The sequence below is a fragment of the Streptomyces sp. ICC4 genome, from assembly GCF_003287915.1.
Taxonomy (GTDB): Bacteria; Actinomycetota; Actinomycetes; order Streptomycetales; family Streptomycetaceae; genus Streptomyces; species Streptomyces tritrimontium.
In genome coordinates, this window is sequence record NZ_CP030286.1 from 6,542,169 (window position 1) to 6,557,413 (window position 15,245).

General features: G+C 73.9%; 11 protein-coding genes and 1 pseudogene. 6 read left to right on the forward strand and 6 right to left on the reverse strand.

The window, feature by feature from the left end; all coding sequences use genetic code 11:
- Positions 1-111: 111 nt before the first annotated feature.
- Both DRB89_RS45090 and DRB89_RS30570 read left to right on the forward strand, forming a co-directional pair.
- A pseudogene (locus DRB89_RS45090) lies at positions 112-318 on the forward strand (GNAT family N-acetyltransferase); the annotation flags it as partial.
- A 138-nt stretch (positions 319-456) separates the two neighbouring features.
- On the forward strand, positions 457-1,095 hold the full coding sequence (locus tag DRB89_RS30570; RefSeq protein WP_112450827.1) for a Uma2 family endonuclease: 639 nt from the start codon (positions 457-459) through the stop codon (positions 1,093-1,095).
- Here the strand turns inward: DRB89_RS30570 and DRB89_RS30575 are convergent.
- The 4 genes from DRB89_RS30575 to DRB89_RS30590 form a co-directional block, all read right to left on the reverse strand.
- Positions 1,067-1,465 (reverse strand): hypothetical protein, encoded by a 399-nt coding sequence (locus DRB89_RS30575; protein WP_162688792.1) that lies wholly within the window; start codon positions 1,463-1,465, stop codon positions 1,067-1,069. The two genes, DRB89_RS30570 and DRB89_RS30575, sit on opposite strands and share 29 nt — an antisense overlap.
- Complete coding sequence (locus tag DRB89_RS30580) at positions 1,458-2,219, reverse strand: class III extradiol ring-cleavage dioxygenase (protein ID WP_112453738.1); 762 nt, start codon at positions 2,217-2,219, stop codon at positions 1,458-1,460. Before DRB89_RS30580 ends, DRB89_RS30575 begins: the two co-directional genes overlap by 8 nt.
- A gap of 128 nt (positions 2,220-2,347) precedes the next feature.
- Positions 2,348-3,886 (reverse strand): MFS transporter, encoded by a 1,539-nt coding sequence (locus DRB89_RS30585; RefSeq protein WP_112450829.1) that lies wholly within the window; start codon positions 3,884-3,886, stop codon positions 2,348-2,350.
- A gap of 92 nt (positions 3,887-3,978) precedes the next feature.
- Positions 3,979-4,599 (reverse strand): TetR/AcrR family transcriptional regulator, encoded by a 621-nt coding sequence (locus DRB89_RS30590; RefSeq protein ID WP_239516888.1) that lies wholly within the window; start codon positions 4,597-4,599, stop codon positions 3,979-3,981.
- A 471-nt stretch (positions 4,600-5,070) separates the two neighbouring features.
- Here DRB89_RS30590 and DRB89_RS30595 point away from each other — a divergent pair, with 471 nt between their 5' ends.
- The 3 genes from DRB89_RS30595 to DRB89_RS30610 all read left to right on the forward strand — a co-directional run bounded on the left by DRB89_RS30595 (position 5,071) and on the right by DRB89_RS30610 (position 8,084).
- Positions 5,071-6,351 (forward strand): M6 family metalloprotease domain-containing protein, encoded by a 1,281-nt coding sequence (locus DRB89_RS30595; protein WP_112452599.1) that lies wholly within the window; start codon positions 5,071-5,073, stop codon positions 6,349-6,351.
- 283 nt (positions 6,352-6,634) lie between these two features.
- A complete protein-coding gene (locus DRB89_RS30605) occupies positions 6,635-7,516 on the forward strand; it encodes a zinc-binding dehydrogenase (RefSeq protein ID WP_112452600.1) in 882 nt (293 codons plus the stop codon).
- Positions 7,517-7,604: 88 nt separating this feature from the next.
- The gene (locus DRB89_RS30610; RefSeq protein ID WP_112452601.1) at positions 7,605-8,084 is read left to right on the forward strand and encodes a RidA family protein; all 480 of its coding nucleotides are present in this window, start codon (positions 7,605-7,607) and stop codon (positions 8,082-8,084) included.
- 217 nt (positions 8,085-8,301) lie between these two features.
- On the opposite strand, the gene DRB89_RS30615 is transcribed toward DRB89_RS30610, so the two are convergent.
- The gene (locus DRB89_RS30615; protein ID WP_112452602.1) at positions 8,302-9,198 is read right to left on the reverse strand and encodes a xanthine dehydrogenase family protein subunit M; all 897 of its coding nucleotides are present in this window, start codon (positions 9,196-9,198) and stop codon (positions 8,302-8,304) included.
- Between the two features lie 199 nt (positions 9,199-9,397).
- Here DRB89_RS30615 and DRB89_RS30620 point away from each other — a divergent pair, with 199 nt between their 5' ends.
- A complete protein-coding gene (locus DRB89_RS30620) occupies positions 9,398-11,314 on the forward strand; it encodes a PucR family transcriptional regulator ligand-binding domain-containing protein (protein WP_239516404.1) in 1,917 nt (638 codons plus the stop codon).
- Between the two features lie 3,054 nt (positions 11,315-14,368).
- Here the strand turns inward: DRB89_RS30620 and DRB89_RS30630 are convergent.
- On the reverse strand, positions 14,369-15,223 hold the full coding sequence (locus DRB89_RS30630; RefSeq protein ID WP_112450457.1) for a DUF4132 domain-containing protein: 855 nt from the start codon (positions 15,221-15,223) through the stop codon (positions 14,369-14,371).
- Positions 15,224-15,245: the final 22 nt, after the last annotated feature.

A 15,245-nucleotide genomic window follows, 5' to 3' on the forward strand; every position in this document is an offset into this window, starting at 1 on the left:
CCACGTCGCTCCCTATTTTCCGAGATCTTGCAGTATCCTGCCCCGCCACCCCCCGGCCCGGGCGGATCCGCGACACCGCCAGAGCCCGAAGAGGTGCAGGTCAGGCCCGGGATGGAGGCCGATCCGGAGACGCTCACGGACTTGCGGAACCACCACGTCCGTGAGACCGCCGTCACATGCGCCACGGCCGTCTTCGCCCCGGAACAGCGCCGCCCCCGGCCGCACTCCCACCGTGAAGACGGTCCGCACCGGCTTCTGGTTGCCTGCACTGGCGATCGAATCGCCGGATACACCACAAGCAGCGTGTTCCGGCCAAAGCGGACCAGGGCCGTGTCACCTCTCCGAGTGAGGGTTTGGCATATCCCTGCGGCACGCGCAGATGGCGCTCGACCATCGGGGGGTCGCTTGTGCGGTCCGGCCGGCGACGCCCACACTTGAGGAGGAGGTGCTGCACCCATGACCGCTCTCGCCCACGAGACCACAGAGACCGCCACACCCCCTTCAGATTTGGACGAGGCCCTGTGGCTCGCATGGCAGGCCGCAGTCGAGAAACTCCCCGAGGGCTTCCGCGCCGAGATCATCGAGGGGTCCATCGAAGTGTCACCAACCGGTCGCTACTCCCACGGTGAGACCGTGAACGAACTGCGGGACACCCTCGTGGTCTTCCTGGCAGCCGGCGGCTACGCCGCCCGTCAGGACATGAACGTCATCCACGGCCGCAAAGTCTGGATCCCGGACCTGTTCATCGCTCCGAAGGGCACGCAAGAACACGTCACCGAGGACGGCATCGGCATCAAGGCCTCGGCCGTAGAGCTCGTCGTCGAGGTGGTCTCCCCCGGGCGCGACTGCATCTCCCGCGACCGAGTCCGCAAGCGCCGGGCCTACGCCCACGCCGGGATCCCGGTCTACATCCTGATCGACGATTTCGACGACGGCGGCACCGTCACCGTGCTGACCTCGCCCGACCCCGAGAAGGCCGTCTACGAAGACGAGGTTCGGGCCGCGTACGGGACCTCCGTCACGATTCCGGCCGGACCCGCCAAGGGGTTCGCCATCGGCGAGGACATCACGGGGCCGGGCCGGGGCGGCGGGTAGCGACCTCGGGGCAGGCGCGGCAGGCCGCGGGGCCCGACTGGGCCCACCACGTACACGCCGGGCGGAGGTGGCAGGACGGGACGGAGGTCCCGGCGGGTGCGGACGCCGCCAGGCGGGTGGCCAGGGTGCAGGTCTCGCCCGCGCGGTTCAGGCAGTGCGGGACGCAGTGGGAGGCCAGGCGCAGCAGGCGGCGCGGTTCGGTGCCGGGCGGGAGTCCGGCCAGGGCCTCGGCCGCCGGGCGCGGGGCCGGGAGGTAGACCGGGGGTCCGTCGAGGCCTTCGCGGACCGCCAGGACCACCGACTCCGCCGCGTACGCCGAGCCGCTCGGGCACCAGAGGGTCCGGGGGCCGGACCCGTCGCCGCTAGCCAAACTGCAGCGAGCGCTTCGACAGGCCCATCCAGAAGCCCGAGACCGGGGTGGACGCCGTCGAGAGCTCGGATTCGGCCGCGCCCAGGGTGACGAACAGCGGGGCGAAGTGCTCCGTGCGCGGGTGGGCCAGGCGGCCCGCCGGGGACTTGGCCTCGAAGTCCAGGAGGGAGTCCACGTCGCCGGCGGCCAGCGCCTCGTGGCCCCACGCGTCGAACTCCGCGGACCAGCCGGGGACGCCCGGGCCGGTGTGCCGCAGGGCGGCGAGGTTGTGGGTGAAGAAGCCGCTGCCCACGATCAGGACGCCTTCGTCGCGCAGCGGGGCGAGCTTGCGGCCGATCTCCATCAGGCGGCGCGGGTCCAGGGTCGGCATGGAGATCTGGAGCACCGGTATGTCGGCCGCCGGGAACATCTCCACCAGCGGGACGTACGCGCCGTGGTCCAGGCCCCGGTCGGGGATGTCCTGGACCGGGGTGCCGGGGGCCTTCAGGAGCTTTCGTACCGCCGCGGCCAGCTCGGGGGCGCCCGGAGCCCCGTAGCGGACCTGGTAGTAGTGCTCGGGGAAGCCCCAGAAGTCGTAGACGAGCGGGACGGGCTCCGTGGCGCCGAGGGCGAGCGGGGCCTCCTCCCAGTGGGCGGAGACCATCAGGATCGCCCGGGGGCGGGGCAGGTCCGCGGACCAGGCGGCCAGCTCGCCGGGCCACACCGGGTCGTCGGCCAGCGGCGGGGCTCCGTGGCTCAGGTACAGCGCCGGCATCGTCATCGGGAGCTCCAGAGGTGTTCGGGCGGTCCGCCGGGAAAAGACTAACCCCGCGTCGTTCAAATTTGAACAACGCGGGGCCATCAGTCATTCCCGCACCCGGGAGGACCCGGGATCCGGCCGGGTCAGTGGGCGATCACCGGAACCTTCAGGTCGGCCTCGCCGTCCGCGCCCTCGGCGACCGGGCCGCCCGCACCCGGCTTGCCCGTGGTGATGAGGGTCAGGGCGATGAGCGAGCTGGCGACCAGGATGCCGACGGCCCACCAGATCGCGGAGGCGTAGCCCTCCACCATGGCCTGGGCCTGGATCAGCTGCCCGGCCGGGCCGCCCGCCGCGGCCTCGGCCGCGTGGTCGGTCAGGTACGCGGTCGTCGCCGAGGCGGCGATCGTGTTCAGCAGGGCGGTGCCGATCGCGCCGCCCACCTGCTGCGAGGTGTTGACCATCGCGGAGGCGACACCGGCGTCGGCCGGGTTCACCCCGTACGTGGCCAGGGACATGGCGGGCATGAACGCGGTGCCCATGCCGAGGCCCAGCAGCAGCTGCGCCGGCAGGATCAGCGCCGGGTAGGAGGAGCCGACCTCGAGCTGCGTCAGCAGCAGCATGCCGCCGGCGGCGACCATGAAGCCGGGGCCCATCAGCAGGCGCGGCGGAACCCGCGTCATCAGGCGGGCGCCGATCTGGGTGGAGCCGGCGATCATGCCCACGATCATCGGGAGGAAGGCGAAGCCGGTCTTGACGGGCGAGAAGCCCTTCACGACCTGCAGGTAGTACGTGAGGAAGAGGAACAGGCCGAACATCGAGATGACGGCGAGGCCCAGCGAGAGGTAGACACCGCCGCGGTTGCGCTCCAGCAGCACGCGCAGCGGCAGCAGCGGGTGGGTCGTACGGGACTCGACGAGGACGAACGAGGCGAGCAGCACCACGGAGGCGACGAACATGCCCACGGTCAGGCCGTCCGACCAGCCGGCCGACTCGGCGCGGGTGAAGCCGTAGACCAGGGCGACCAGGCCGGTCGTGGACAGGAGCACGCCGGGGATGTCGAGCGGCGCGCGGTTACGGCCGCCGGCCGGCTCGCGGATGATCATCCAGGCGCCGACCGCGGCGACGATCGCGAACGGGATGTTGACGAAGAACGTCCAGCGCCAGTTGAGGTACTCGGTGAGGAAGCCGCCGAGGATCAGGCCCACGGCGCCACCGCCGCCGGCGATCGCACCGTAGATGCCGAAGGCCTTGGCGCGCTCCTTGGCGTCGGTGAACATGACGGCCAGCAGCGAGAGCGCGGCCGGCGCGAGCAGCGCGCCGAAGAGGCCCTGGAGGGCGCGGGCGCCCAGCATCATGGCCTCGCCCTGGGCGGCGCCGCCGAGCGCGGAGGCCAGGGCGAAGCCGATGAGGCCGACGATGAAGGCGTTCTTGCGGCCCCACTTGTCGGCGATGCGGCCGCCGAAGAGGAGCAGTCCGCCGAAGGCCAGCGCGTACGCGGTGATGACCCACTGGCGGTTGCCGTCCGAGATGCCGAGGTCGGTCTGGGCGGACGGCAGGGCGATGTTCACGATGGTGGCGTCGAGGACGACCATCAGCTGCGCCAGGGCTATGAAGACCAGGGCCTTCCAGCGGCTGGGGTCGGCGGCGGCAGCCAGCGGCGGATTCGCGGCTGTTTTGGACATGGGGATACCCACTTCGCGGTGCGTGATGACTGAAATGAATCAGGAAAGGTATTTTGGGCGGTTTGCGACGCTACCGGGTGCGCCCCGGGGCGTCACATGGTTTTCCGCCTCAGGTCCTCCAGCGTGGTCGGCGCGCCCGGCAGTTCGGAGCGTGCCGGAGCCCTCAAGCCGTCGAGGAACAGCTGCAGATGGCGGTGGACGAAGAGGTCGGTGTCGAAGCAGGCGGTGCCCGGGAGGGGGCGGCTCAGCTGGGACAGGGCGATCATCAGGTCGCCGACCCCGATGTCCGTGCGCAGCAGCCCGCAGGACTGGCCGGCGCCGAGCAGGGTGTCGACGGCCTCTTCCAAGGCCGTGCGGGCGGCGAGCAGTTCGGGGTGCTCACGGTCGAAGTCGCCGGAGAGCATGGGGCACAGGGCGCCGATCCGCTCGTCCGCCGCACCGTGCGTGAAGCGGCACAGGGCGGCGAAGGCGTCCGGCTCCTGGGACAGGGCGTCCTCGGCGAGCGCCGTCACCCGGTCCATCACGAAGAGCACGACGTGGTGGACGAGCGTGGGCCGGTCGGGGAAGTGCCGGTAGAGCGTGGCGTTGCCGACGCCGGCCCGGCGGGCGATCTCGTCGAGGGGTGCGGCGGAGCCGAACTCCACGAGCGCCTCGCGCGCCGCGGTCAGGATGCGCTCCCGGTTGCGCACGGCGTCGGCCCGCGGGCGGGGCACCTTGGCCGGAGCCTTGGTCCGAGCCGGGGCCTGAGCCGGGGCCGGGGCCTGAGCCGGGGCCGGGGCCTGAGCCGGGGCCGGGGCCGGGGCCTTGACCGAACCCGCGGCCGAGACCCCGGCCGGGGCCGTGAGGTCGAGTGCCGCCTCCGGGTCCGGTAGGGGGAGGGCCGCCGGAGCGGTGGCGGTGGGGCGCTTCATTCCGGGGCCTCCCTGGCGCGGTGACGCGTACGTCCGCTCGGTCCGTCCGGTCGAAACGGGGAGCAGGCCCCCGGTTCGTGGGGACTCTCGTTCAAACGGGGAAGGGGTCCCCGGTTATTTCACCCTCCCGTGTGACCTGGGTCACACCACAGCAGCCCCTCCGGTCCCGTTTGGCCTCTCCCGGCGCGCGGGCACGCCCGGGCCGTCGGAGGGTGATCGCACAGAGCGCAGTCCGGACCCGGCCGGCTGCCGCGGACCCGAAGGCCGATCTCCATGCCGCAGACGCGCCACCGGATACGCAAGCCACGCCGCACCAGCGCCTACATCGGCATCACCGCGCTGGCCCTCGGCGTCACGGCGACCGCGAGCGCGGGGATATCCAGCCGCGGCCATTCGGCGGCCGGCCCCAAGGCCGCGACCTCCGCCGAATCGATGCTCGCGCCCTGCCGGATCTCCGGAGCCATGGGCGTGCAGATGTCCGAGGGGCTGCCGACGCCTCCCGGGTACTCGCGCTCGACCGGCGAGGTCCGGGCGCTGAACCTGATGATCGACTTCCCCGACGCCAAGGGCGAGGGCACGGCGACCGACCGGCTGGCGGAGTTCTTCCCGCAGACCTCCGACTGGTTTCGCACCAGCTCCTACGGGCGGCTCAGCTACCGCGCCGAGGCGCCCATAAGGAACTGGCTGCGGATGCCGATGCCCTTCGCGGCGTACGGGATCGGGCGCGGCTCCCCGTACGAGCCCGGCTACCGCCAGCTCGTGGAACACATCGTCAAAACCGCCGACGCCGAGGTCGATTTCTCCCGGTATGACCTGATCAACATCCTGGTCACGCCGAACGCCGGGCCCTCCGCCCTCGACACGGTCCTGTCCGTCACCTTCTCCGGCAACCCCGAGGCCCCCGTGGCCGACGGCGTCCCGCTCGCCAACACGTCCTTCGTCTACAGCCGCCAGGACGACGGCTCCGGCTCCTACCGGGAGACCGGCTACCGCGTCCTGCCCCACGAGAACGGGCACGTGTTCGGCCTGCCCGACCTCTACACCGCCGACGGCGGGGGCACGGTCGGGCACTGGGACATCATGAGCGAGGACTGGGGCGCCAACAACGACCTGCTGGGCTGGCACAAGTGGAAGCTGGGCTGGCTCGACGGCTCCCAGATCAGCTGCGCCGGAAAGTCCGGCGTCAGCGACCACGTGCTGTCCCCGCTCGCCGTCGAGGGCGGCACCAAGCTGGCCTTCATCCCGGTGTCGGAGAGCGCCGGGTACGCGGTGGAGGTGCGCACCCGGGCCGGGAACGACGAGGCCATCTGCAAGCCCGGGGTCCTCATCTACAAGGTGGACTCCGAGGTGGACACCGGCCGCGGGCCCGTCACCGTCTCCGACAGCTCCCATGCGAGCGGAGGGTGCACCCGGCGGCCCAATGTGCACGCGGAGCTCTCGGACGCGCCGTTCCGGCCGGGCGAGACCTTCACCGACGACAAGGCGGGCATCAGCGTCTCGGTCGTGGGCGAACTGCGCAACGGCAGCTACCAGGTGCGGGTCATCCGGCCGTGACCCGGCGCCCGCGCCCGGCGTCGGGCCCGGCGTCCGGCCCGGAGTCCGGCCCGGCGTCCCGCCCGGCGTCCCGCCCGGCGTCCCGCCCGCAGCCCTTGGGCCCGGCCGAAGGGCCCGGGCCGGACCGGCCCTCGTGCCCGGCAGGCCGCCGCGGTGGCCTGCCGGGAGCGCCGCGAGGTCGAGTCGCTCGGCCCGCCGGTTCGCGACCTCCGGCCCCCTGCCCGACCGGATCCGGGCGGCGATGGTTGAGTGGACCAGCCGTGTCACACCGTAGGGAGACCCCTTGAAGGCCTTCGCGCTGCGCCGGACCGGCGAGCCGCCCGCCGTGGCGGACCGGCCCGTTCCCGAACCCCGGGCGGGCGAAGTCCTCGTACGCACCTCGGCCGCGCTCATCTGCGCCTGGGACGGGCACACCGCCGCCGGAGCGCCCACCGGGCTCGGCCACGAGGCCGTCGGCACCGTCGAGGCCATCGGCCCCGGAGTCTGCCCGTCCTACGTCGGCCGGCGCGTCGGGGTCGAGGGCCACGGGCGGCTCGCCGAGTTCTTCCGCGCCCCGGCGGCCGGAGCCGGGCTCGTGGCGCTCCCCGACAGCATCAGCGACCACCAGGCCCTGTACGCGGCCGGCTCGCTGCCCACCGGCTTCGCCGCCGCCGAGGAGTCCGGACCGCCCCCGGGCGGGAGCGTCGTGGTCTTCGGGCAGGGCGCCGTCGGGCTCGGCGCCACCATCGCGGCCGGGCGGCTGCGCGGTGCGCGCGTCATCGCCGTCGAGCCGGAGATGAAGCGGCAGCGCCTCGCCCTGCGGTTCGGGGCGGACGTGGTCATCGATCCGGCCTACGAGGACACCGCCGAGCGGATCCTGGAGCTGACCGGCGGCGCCGGCGCGGACCGGGCGATCATGGCGACGGCCTCGCCCGCCGCCGCGAGGGCGGCCCGCGAAGGGCTCTCCGGCGGCGGCCGGATCACCTACGCCCGCTGCCGGCCGCCGCAGAGCAGCGGCGCGCGGTTCGCGCGGGCCCTGCGGCTGATCGGCGAGGGGCTCGTGAACCCGACGGTGATCACGACCCACGAATTCCCCTTCCACCGTGTCGAGGAGGCCTTCGCCCGGCTCGTCGCCCGGGAGCCCGGCATGATCAAACCGGTCATCCTCTTCCCCCGCCCGAGCTGATCCGCGGCCTGATCCGCGCCCCCCAGCCACGACCCGACCCGCGACCCGATCCGCCGTCCGGAGCCCGCTCCGTGAAGGGACCCCCGTCATGCCCAGCACCCCCGAAGAACGCCTCGCCGCCGCCGGACTGAAGCTCCCGCCGACCCCCTCGCCGGTCGCCGTCTACGTCCCGGCCGTCCAGAGCGGCCACTACGTGTACACCTCGGGCCAGCTCCCGATGGTCGACGGCTCCCTCCCGCTGACCGGCAAGGTCGGCGCCGAAGTCACCCCGGAGCAGGCCAAGGAGCTGGCGCGGCAGTGCGCGCTGAACGCGCTGGCCGCCGTCGCCTCCGTCTCCGGGGACCTGTCCGCCGTCAAGCGCGTGGTCAAGGTCGTCGGCTTCATCGCCAGCGATCCCCACTTCACCGGCCAGCCGGGCGTGCTCAACGGCGCCAGCGAGCTGCTGGGCACCGCCTTCGGCGACGCCGGCATCCACGCCCGCAGCGCCGTCGGCGTGTCCGTGCTGCCGTTGGACGCCCCCGTCGAGGTCGAGCTCGTCGTGGAACTGCACACCCCTATGGGCGTCTAGTGCTGTGGCCGGGAAGGTTTGCCGGGTCGCGGTGTCCGGTGCGGTGCATCGCAAGGCGGAGGACCACGCCTCGTACTGGACGTACCGGTGTGGTCCGACAACGCGGCGAGGTGCCGTGCCGGGCGCCGCGACCCGGTGAACCTTTCCGGTCACAACACTAGTGCTGTGGCCGGCTCTTTCGTTTGACGGCTGTTGACGGTGGGATCGACGCGCCCGATCACGCACCCCCGCGGGGCGAGCGGCCGCCGCGCGAGCCGCAGTACTGCTCCCACGTCCAGACGAGCTGGCGGCGGGCCATGACGGCGACCGCGTGGCGGCGGTACTTCGCCGTTCCGCGGACGTCGTCGATCGGGTTCGTCGCCCCGGAGGCGAGGTCGCCGAACTGCTTGACGACCGACGGGGTGATGACCTCGCCGGACTCCCAGAAGCCGCCCTCTTCGAGCACGGCGTTCAAGAACTCCTCGGCGGTCTTCGCCCGGATCGGAGTGGGGGCCGCGGAGCCGATGCCGGTACGGACCGTGCGGGTCGCGGGGTGCAGGGCGAGGCCGAACGCGCAGACGGCGATGACCATCGCGTTGCGGGTGCCGACCTTCGAGTACTGCTGGGGGCCGTCCGCCTTCGTGATGTGGACGGCCCGGATCAGCTCGTCCGGGGCGAGCGCGTTGCGCTTGACGCCCGTGTAGAACGCGTCGATCGGGATCAGGCGGGATCCGCGTACGGACTCCACCTCGACCGCGGCGCCCGCCGAGAGCAGCGCGGGGTGCGCATCACCGGCCGGCGAGGCGGTGCCGAGGTTGCCGCCGACGCTGCCCCGGTTGCGGATCTGCGGGGACGCGACCGTGTGCGAGGCGAGCGCGAGTCCCGGAAGCTCCGCGCGCAGGCTCTCCATGATCCGCGTGTACGGGACGCAGGCGCCCAGCCGGACCGCGTCCCCGCCGACCTCCCACTCACGCAGCGCGGCGATGCGGTTGAGGTCCAGGAGCTGTTCGGGCCGGCGGTGGTCGAAGTTGATCTCGACCATCACGTCCGTGCCGCCCGCGATCGGGACGGCCGTGGGGTACTCGGCCTTCGCGGCGAGCGCCTCCTCCCAGCTGGCGGGGCGAAGGAAGTCCATGTGGGGGGCTCTCATTCGTCGTACCTGTGGGGCAAGTGCGGCCCCCGGGGCGGGTGTTCGACAGTCACCGATCCCATGAACCATGGCGAGCGGACTCAAACCGATTTCCGTGGAATTACCCCAACGTAAAGTCCTGACCTGCGGTTCTGTGGGATGTCGAACAGATCGGCCCGGTTGCGGCGCATGGCAGGGTGGAGCCATGAGGCTGCGTGATCTGCTGTCGTCCGAAGCTCTCCCCGGGCTGCCCGAACTGCGCCTGCTCGGCGGCGGCGGGCACCTCGACCGGCCCGTGCTCGCCGCCGTGACCATCGACCTGCCCGACCCGGGGCGCTTCGTGTCCCCCGGGGACCTGGTGCTGTCCGGGCTGGCCTGGCGCCGCAAGGACGCCGGGGCCGGCCAGTGCGACGCCTTCGTACGCGTCCTCGTGGAAGCCGGCTGCGCCGCACTGGGCGCGGGCGAGGCCAAGTTCGGGCACGTGCCCGCCGATCTGGTGGAGGCCTGCGACCGGCACGGGCTGCCGCTGCTCGCGGTGGGCGTGGAGGTGCCCTTCACGGCCGTCACCGAGTACGTGGCGCGCAGCCGGGCCGGGGCGCGGGTCGGGAACCTCGCCGCGCTGGTCGACCGGCACCGGCGGTTCACCGCCGACCGGCAGGCCGGGGCAGGGGCCGACGCCCTCCTCGAGCTGATGCTGGCCGAGCTGGACCTGCGGGCGTACATCCTCTCCCCCACGGGCCGGCAGATCGCGGGTGCGCGGCCGCCGCTGCCGGAGAAGACGGCCTCGGCGCTGGCGGGCCGGTTCCTGGCCGCCGAGCGGGCGGGCGGGCCCGCCCCGCACCGCACGGTCGCCCGCTCCACGGCGTACTCGCTGTTTCCGGTGCGCACCGGGCCGGACGCCGGGGCCGCGCCGACCGACTGGCTGATCGCGGTCGAGGCCGACTGCGCCGACTGGGGCCGCGAGCGCGTGGACCTCGTGGAGCGGCTCGCGCGGCTGGTCGCGGTGGAGCGGTCCGGGCGCGACACCGACCGCACGGCGCGCCGGAGCACCGCCGGGCGGCTGCTGGCCCTGTTGGAGCCGCACGGCGGGGGCGGGCCGGGTGGAGGCGGGCCAGGTGAGGGCTGGTCGGGCGGGGGCGGGCCGGGGCTGTTCGAGGACGCGGCGGCCCGGCTCGCGACCGGAGCCGTGGGCCCGGAGGACTCCGTACGCTGGCAGGCCGTTTCGGCGCGGCTGGACGTGCGGCCCGCGCCCGGGTTCCCCGTGGGGACGGCCGTACGGGACCTCCTGGAGGAGGTGCTGCTGCATCCGCACTGCCTGGGAGCGGGCGCCGGGCAGCGGATCGCCGTTGCCCCGGCCGGGGAGGCGGGTGCTTCCGGGAACGGGGACCCGGCGGGCGCGGAGGCCGTCGCCTTCGTCCTCGTCGGGGAGGACGGGGACCTGACCCCCGAGGCGGTCGGCAGGGCCGCGGGCGGCTCGCTGCCGCGCGCGCTGCGGGCCGGGGAGCGGCTGAGCTTCGGCGTCAGCGCCCCGGTGGGCGAGGCCGCGGACCTGCGCCACGCGCTCGCGGAGGCCCGCAACGCCCGGCGGGTCACGGCCGCTTCGGACCCGGTCGCCGCCTGCGGGCCCGAGGACCTGGCCGCGCACGTCATGTCGCTGCTGGCGCTGCTCCCGGCCGACGTCCGGCGCTCCTTCAGCCGCCGGCTGCTGTCCCCGCTCCACGACTACGACCGGCGCTACCGCTCCGACCTGGTGCCCACGCTGCGGTCCTTCCTGGAGCACGAGGGGTCCTGGGCCCGCTGCGGCGAGGCCCTGCACCTGCACGTGAACTCGCTGCGCTACCGGATCGGCCGCATCGAGGCGCTGACCGGCCGGAGCCTGACCCGGCTGGAGGACAAGATGGACTTCGCGGCGGCGCTGCGCATGGAAGGGGACGGCGGGGGCGGAGCGGGCGGAGGCGGCGGAAGGCGAGGGGGCCCAGGGCGTCCAGGAACGGCAGCCAGGCCAGGTCGATGCCGGGGACGGTGCGGGTCTCGCTCGTCCAGCCGTCTCCGAGGGCCGGCAACGTGGTGGGGTCGGGCAGCGGCTTGCCGTCGGCGGGCTTGCCGGACAGGACCTGGTTGACGGAGAGGATCTGCTGGAGTCCGCTCCACTTCGCCTCGTGCCCCCAGTAGCGGTATCCGCCCGGTGCGGCGATCCCGTCCACGGCGGCGGTCAGGGTGGTGTCGTCCCCGTGGACGGGCCGGTGGTCGGCGTACATCCCGTCGCCGTGCCGCTTCCCGCCGTGCGCCTTGTCCTGCGGGGGCGTGGCGTACGCGGCGGTGGCGGCGCGGTGGTGGGCGGCCGTCCGCACCAGTGCGCTCACGCCGGTGAGCAGCCGGGCGTCGGTCAGCGCGGGGAGCGCCGTGGCGACGGCTGCCTCGATGAGCTCGTCCGCGGTGGGGCCGTCGTACGACTTGTCGGCGGCGACCGCGGCCTTCCGCCCGGCCAGTGCCGTGTCGACGGCGTCGAGGAGGGTCGCGATCTGCGCGTCGGTGACCGCGCGCAGGGCGGCCGGGCCCCGCTCGTCGCGCGGGCGCAGGGCGTGCCAGAACGCGGGCGGCGGGACGTACCGGGTGCCGGCGGCGTACTCGCCGCCCTGCTCGCCGAGGGGGACCGATCCCAGCGCGTCGGTGGTGACGGCGCCCGCCGGATAGAGCTCGACGTTGCCGCCGACGACGGCGGCGAGGGGCGCGGCTCCACCCGGCAGCCGCAGGGCGCCCAGCGGTACGGGGTGGTCCCGGCGGCCGGGCGCGACGGCCAGGGTGACGGTCCGCCCGTCGGGGGTCCCGGAGGTGACGCGGCGGTCGGGGTCCTCGCCCTCGGTGCGTACCCAACGGCCCAGGACGGTGCCGTCGGTGCCCAGCGGCGTGGTCTCCAGGCCCGGGAGCAGCGGCAGGACCTCGCATTCCTCGGTCACGAGGCGGGCGCCGTCGCGGATTCCCGACTGCAGGAAGGCGGGCAGCGAAGCACGCCCGTGGGTGCCGCCCGCCGGGTCGTACTCGACCCAGCAGTGGTCGCGGCCCTGCTTGCCCTGGCGCCAGTGTCCGGTGCCGTCGCCCAGCACGGGGCGGGTGGACGGCAGGGTGGTGTCGCCGGCGTGCAGGGTGCGGCCGCCGGTGGCGCGGCCGCCGCCGGGCAGCGGCAGCGACGGGGAGCCGACCTCCTGCCCGTTCCACCACTGCGGCAACTGCTCGCCGCCGAGGGTGAAGGGTTCGGCGGGGCGGGTCGACCAGTACGCGCGCTGCTTGCCGTCCTCCGCCCAGATGACCAGCAGTTCGCCGTCGGTGTACCGGAAGCGGGGGCGCCGCCAGCGGTCCAGGTCGGCGGGCAGACGCAGGTCGTGTTCGAGCAGCACCCCTTCGGGGCCGACCACGACGGCCGTGTGGCGGTTGGCGAGGACCAGGGCGGGCCAGGCTTCGGCGACCACCATCCAGTGGTTCTGGTCGGCCCGGTCGGTGTCGAGGCGCCGGTAGGTCTCCTCCAGGGCGGGCCAGCCCAGTTCGTCCAGGACGCCGGCGCGCAGGGTGGCGCCGAGGACCGGCGCCAGGTCGTGAGCGGCGACCTCGGCGACGGCCTCCGGGTTGACCTGGCCGGCGACCGCGCGGAAGGACGACAGGCGCCGGAGCGCCGCTCGCGAACCGGGCAGTCCTGCCGCACCGGTGAGCTCCGCGGCGCGATCGCGCAGCCAGTCGTGGAGCACGGCGCCGAGCACCGGGTGGGCGGCGATCGCGGCGAGTACGGAATCGTTCAACCGATGGCCGTTCAGGCCGTTCAGCGCGTCGTACAGCAGTCCGCGGAAGCGGGGGCGGCCGGCGACGGCCGTCAGGTCGCGGCGGCCCGGGGTGTCGTCACCGATCCAGCGCTCCAGCGGGAGGTGGACGTTGGCACCCGCCGCCGGCTCGGTGACGGGGATGTCCCAGGCGACGCAGGCGTCGAGCAGGTCCAGGTCGGCCCCCGCGTGCCAGCGTCCTTGGAAGAGGTCGGCGGGGCGGCCGTCGGAGCGCAGCCGGGGGGCCATGCGCTCGACTAGGGCGAGGGTGCGCGCGCAGCGCTGCGAGCTGGACGAACCGTGCTTGCGGTGCAGTGCCCAGCGGCTGAGCCAGTCCGCCGGGTCGACGCCGTCCGTGCTCCGCGCGTCGGTGAGCAGGGCGTCCGCGCCCGTCTCGGCGAGCAGCGACAGCCAGGCCTCGTCGGCCTTCCGGTCGTCGCCGAGGCCGGCCGGCATGATCTCCAGCAGGCGGGTGCGGATCTCCGGTCGTGCGGCGGCGAGCGCCACCAGGGTCGGGCGGTAGGCGGTCCAGAAGGACGCGGGGGCCCGGACGATGCTCGGTGAGGCGATCAGGTCGCCGACGAAGGCGCTCTCGGCGGTCTCCCGGTCCAGGCCCGCGGCCTTGATGAGCGCGCGGGCGTCCTGCGGCAGGGCGGCGTACGGCGCCATGCCCGCACCGCAGCGTTCGACGGCGAGCTGCCGGAACTGCGCCCAGGCCTCGGCCGGGTCGAGGCGGCGCGACAGGTCCTGCGCGTGGTCCTTGAGCGCCTTGACGGTCAGGGCACCGGCGAAGGCGAACTCCAGGAAGACCGCCCGCTGCCGCTCCTCGTCGACCGGCAGGCCGTGGACGCGCTCGGCGGCGCGTGCCTTGCCGAAGAGCGTCGCGGCGTAGGTGCTGTTGTCGTGCTGGAGGAAGACGCGCGCGGCCTGCTCGTAGAACGTCGGCAGGAAGTGCGGTACGGCGCGGCCGAGCCGGGTGGCGAGTGCCTCGAAGCCGTCCTTGGCGGCGCCGGCCCGGGACTTGGCCTGGCGGGCCAGCCGTTCCATGTCCTTGACCAGGGCCAGTGCGTGGTGGCCGTTGGCCGGATCGTTGACCAGGGCCCAGGCGGGGAAACCCAGCGTCTCGCGGCGCACCTGCCCCACCTCGGGGGCGTCGGGCTCGCGGGCGAGTCCGAGGAAGTCCAGTGCCAGGTCCTCGGCCTCGCCCAGGGTGCCCGCCACCAGGCGCACCACGCGCCGGTCGTCCAGGGCCGGGTGGGTGTAGGTCCGGGCGGTGAGGCTGTCGGCGTCGTCGCGGGCGACGGTGCCGGCGCGCAGGATCGCCCCGGCGTCCAGCAGGGCCGCGGCCCGGGTGGTGGTGTCGGTGTTCATGCCGCCTGCTCCTCGTCCTCGATGTCGCGTCCCGCGTACAGGGCCGCCGCCATGCGCATGCCTTCCGACCAGGCGACCGGGCCGACCTGTCCGGCGGTCAGGGCCCGGCCGGCGGCGTCGGTCCAGGTCAGCGAGCCGGTCTCGGTCCGCTCGTAGCTGTCGTAGTCTCCGATCCAGATGCGCGCCTCGACCGTCGCACCGTCCTCGACGACCGGGCAGACCGCTTGGCCGCCGCGGGCCCGGTAGCCGAGCTGGGTGGTGCGCCCGTGCAGGAACCGCAGTTCCTTGAAGGCGCCGCCCGCGTAGTCGTCGACCGAGGCGGTCTCCGGGTCCAGGTCCGCCGGGCGGTGCCAGACCTCGCGGAAGAGCTGCTGCACCCGCTGGTCCACGGTGAGTTCGACCGCGAACTCGCGAAGTTCTTCCAGGTCCGCCAGCAGCACCGGGTGCGGGATGCGGACCAGTTCGGGGCTGATGCGCACCGTGTCGCCGTCGAGGTCGACCAGGCCGAGGCCCCGGACGGGGTCGGCGTCGCGCAGGAATCCCGCGACTTCGCCGTCCTCACCCGTGACGACGAGGTCGCGCAGCGCGGAGCGCCAGGCCGTGTCCTGCCACACCTGGGCGATGGCCGCGACGGGGACGGGCAGCGAGCGCACCATCCAGCGCTCCACGTCGGTGACGCACTGGCGTTCGTGCCGGTCCAGCCACTCCACCAGCTGGCGCAGTCCGACCACGGCCGGGTCGTCCGCGAGTTTCCCCGGGACCGTCTTCAGCCGGCGACCCGCCGCGTTGCGGCAGACCACTTTCCCGTCGTCGAGGGCGACTTCGTAGTCGCCGGCCGGAACCCACCCCATGTGCTGTCTCCTCGGTCAGACG

Coding starts and splice junctions, on each gene's coding strand:
- DRB89_RS30615 (WP_112452602.1), bottom strand. CDS start 9,198: ATGGACTTCCTTCGCCCCGCCAGCTGGGAGGAGGCGCTCGCCGCGAAG.
- DRB89_RS30570 (WP_112450827.1), top strand. CDS start 457: ATGACCGCTCTCGCCCACGAGACCACAGAGACCGCCACACCCCCTTCA.
- DRB89_RS30580 (WP_112453738.1), bottom strand. CDS start 2,219: ATGCCGGCGCTGTACCTGAGCCACGGAGCCCCGCCGCTGGCCGACGAC.
- DRB89_RS30620 (WP_239516404.1), top strand. CDS start 9,398: ATGAGGCTGCGTGATCTGCTGTCGTCCGAAGCTCTCCCCGGGCTGCCC.
- DRB89_RS30595 (WP_112452599.1), top strand. CDS start 5,071: ATGCCGCAGACGCGCCACCGGATACGCAAGCCACGCCGCACCAGCGCC.
- DRB89_RS30610 (WP_112452601.1), top strand. CDS start 7,605: ATGCCCAGCACCCCCGAAGAACGCCTCGCCGCCGCCGGACTGAAGCTC.
- DRB89_RS30585 (WP_112450829.1), bottom strand. CDS start 3,886: ATGTCCAAAACAGCCGCGAATCCGCCGCTGGCTGCCGCCGCCGACCCC.
- DRB89_RS30630 (WP_112450457.1), bottom strand. CDS start 15,223: ATGGGGTGGGTTCCGGCCGGCGACTACGAAGTCGCCCTCGACGACGGG.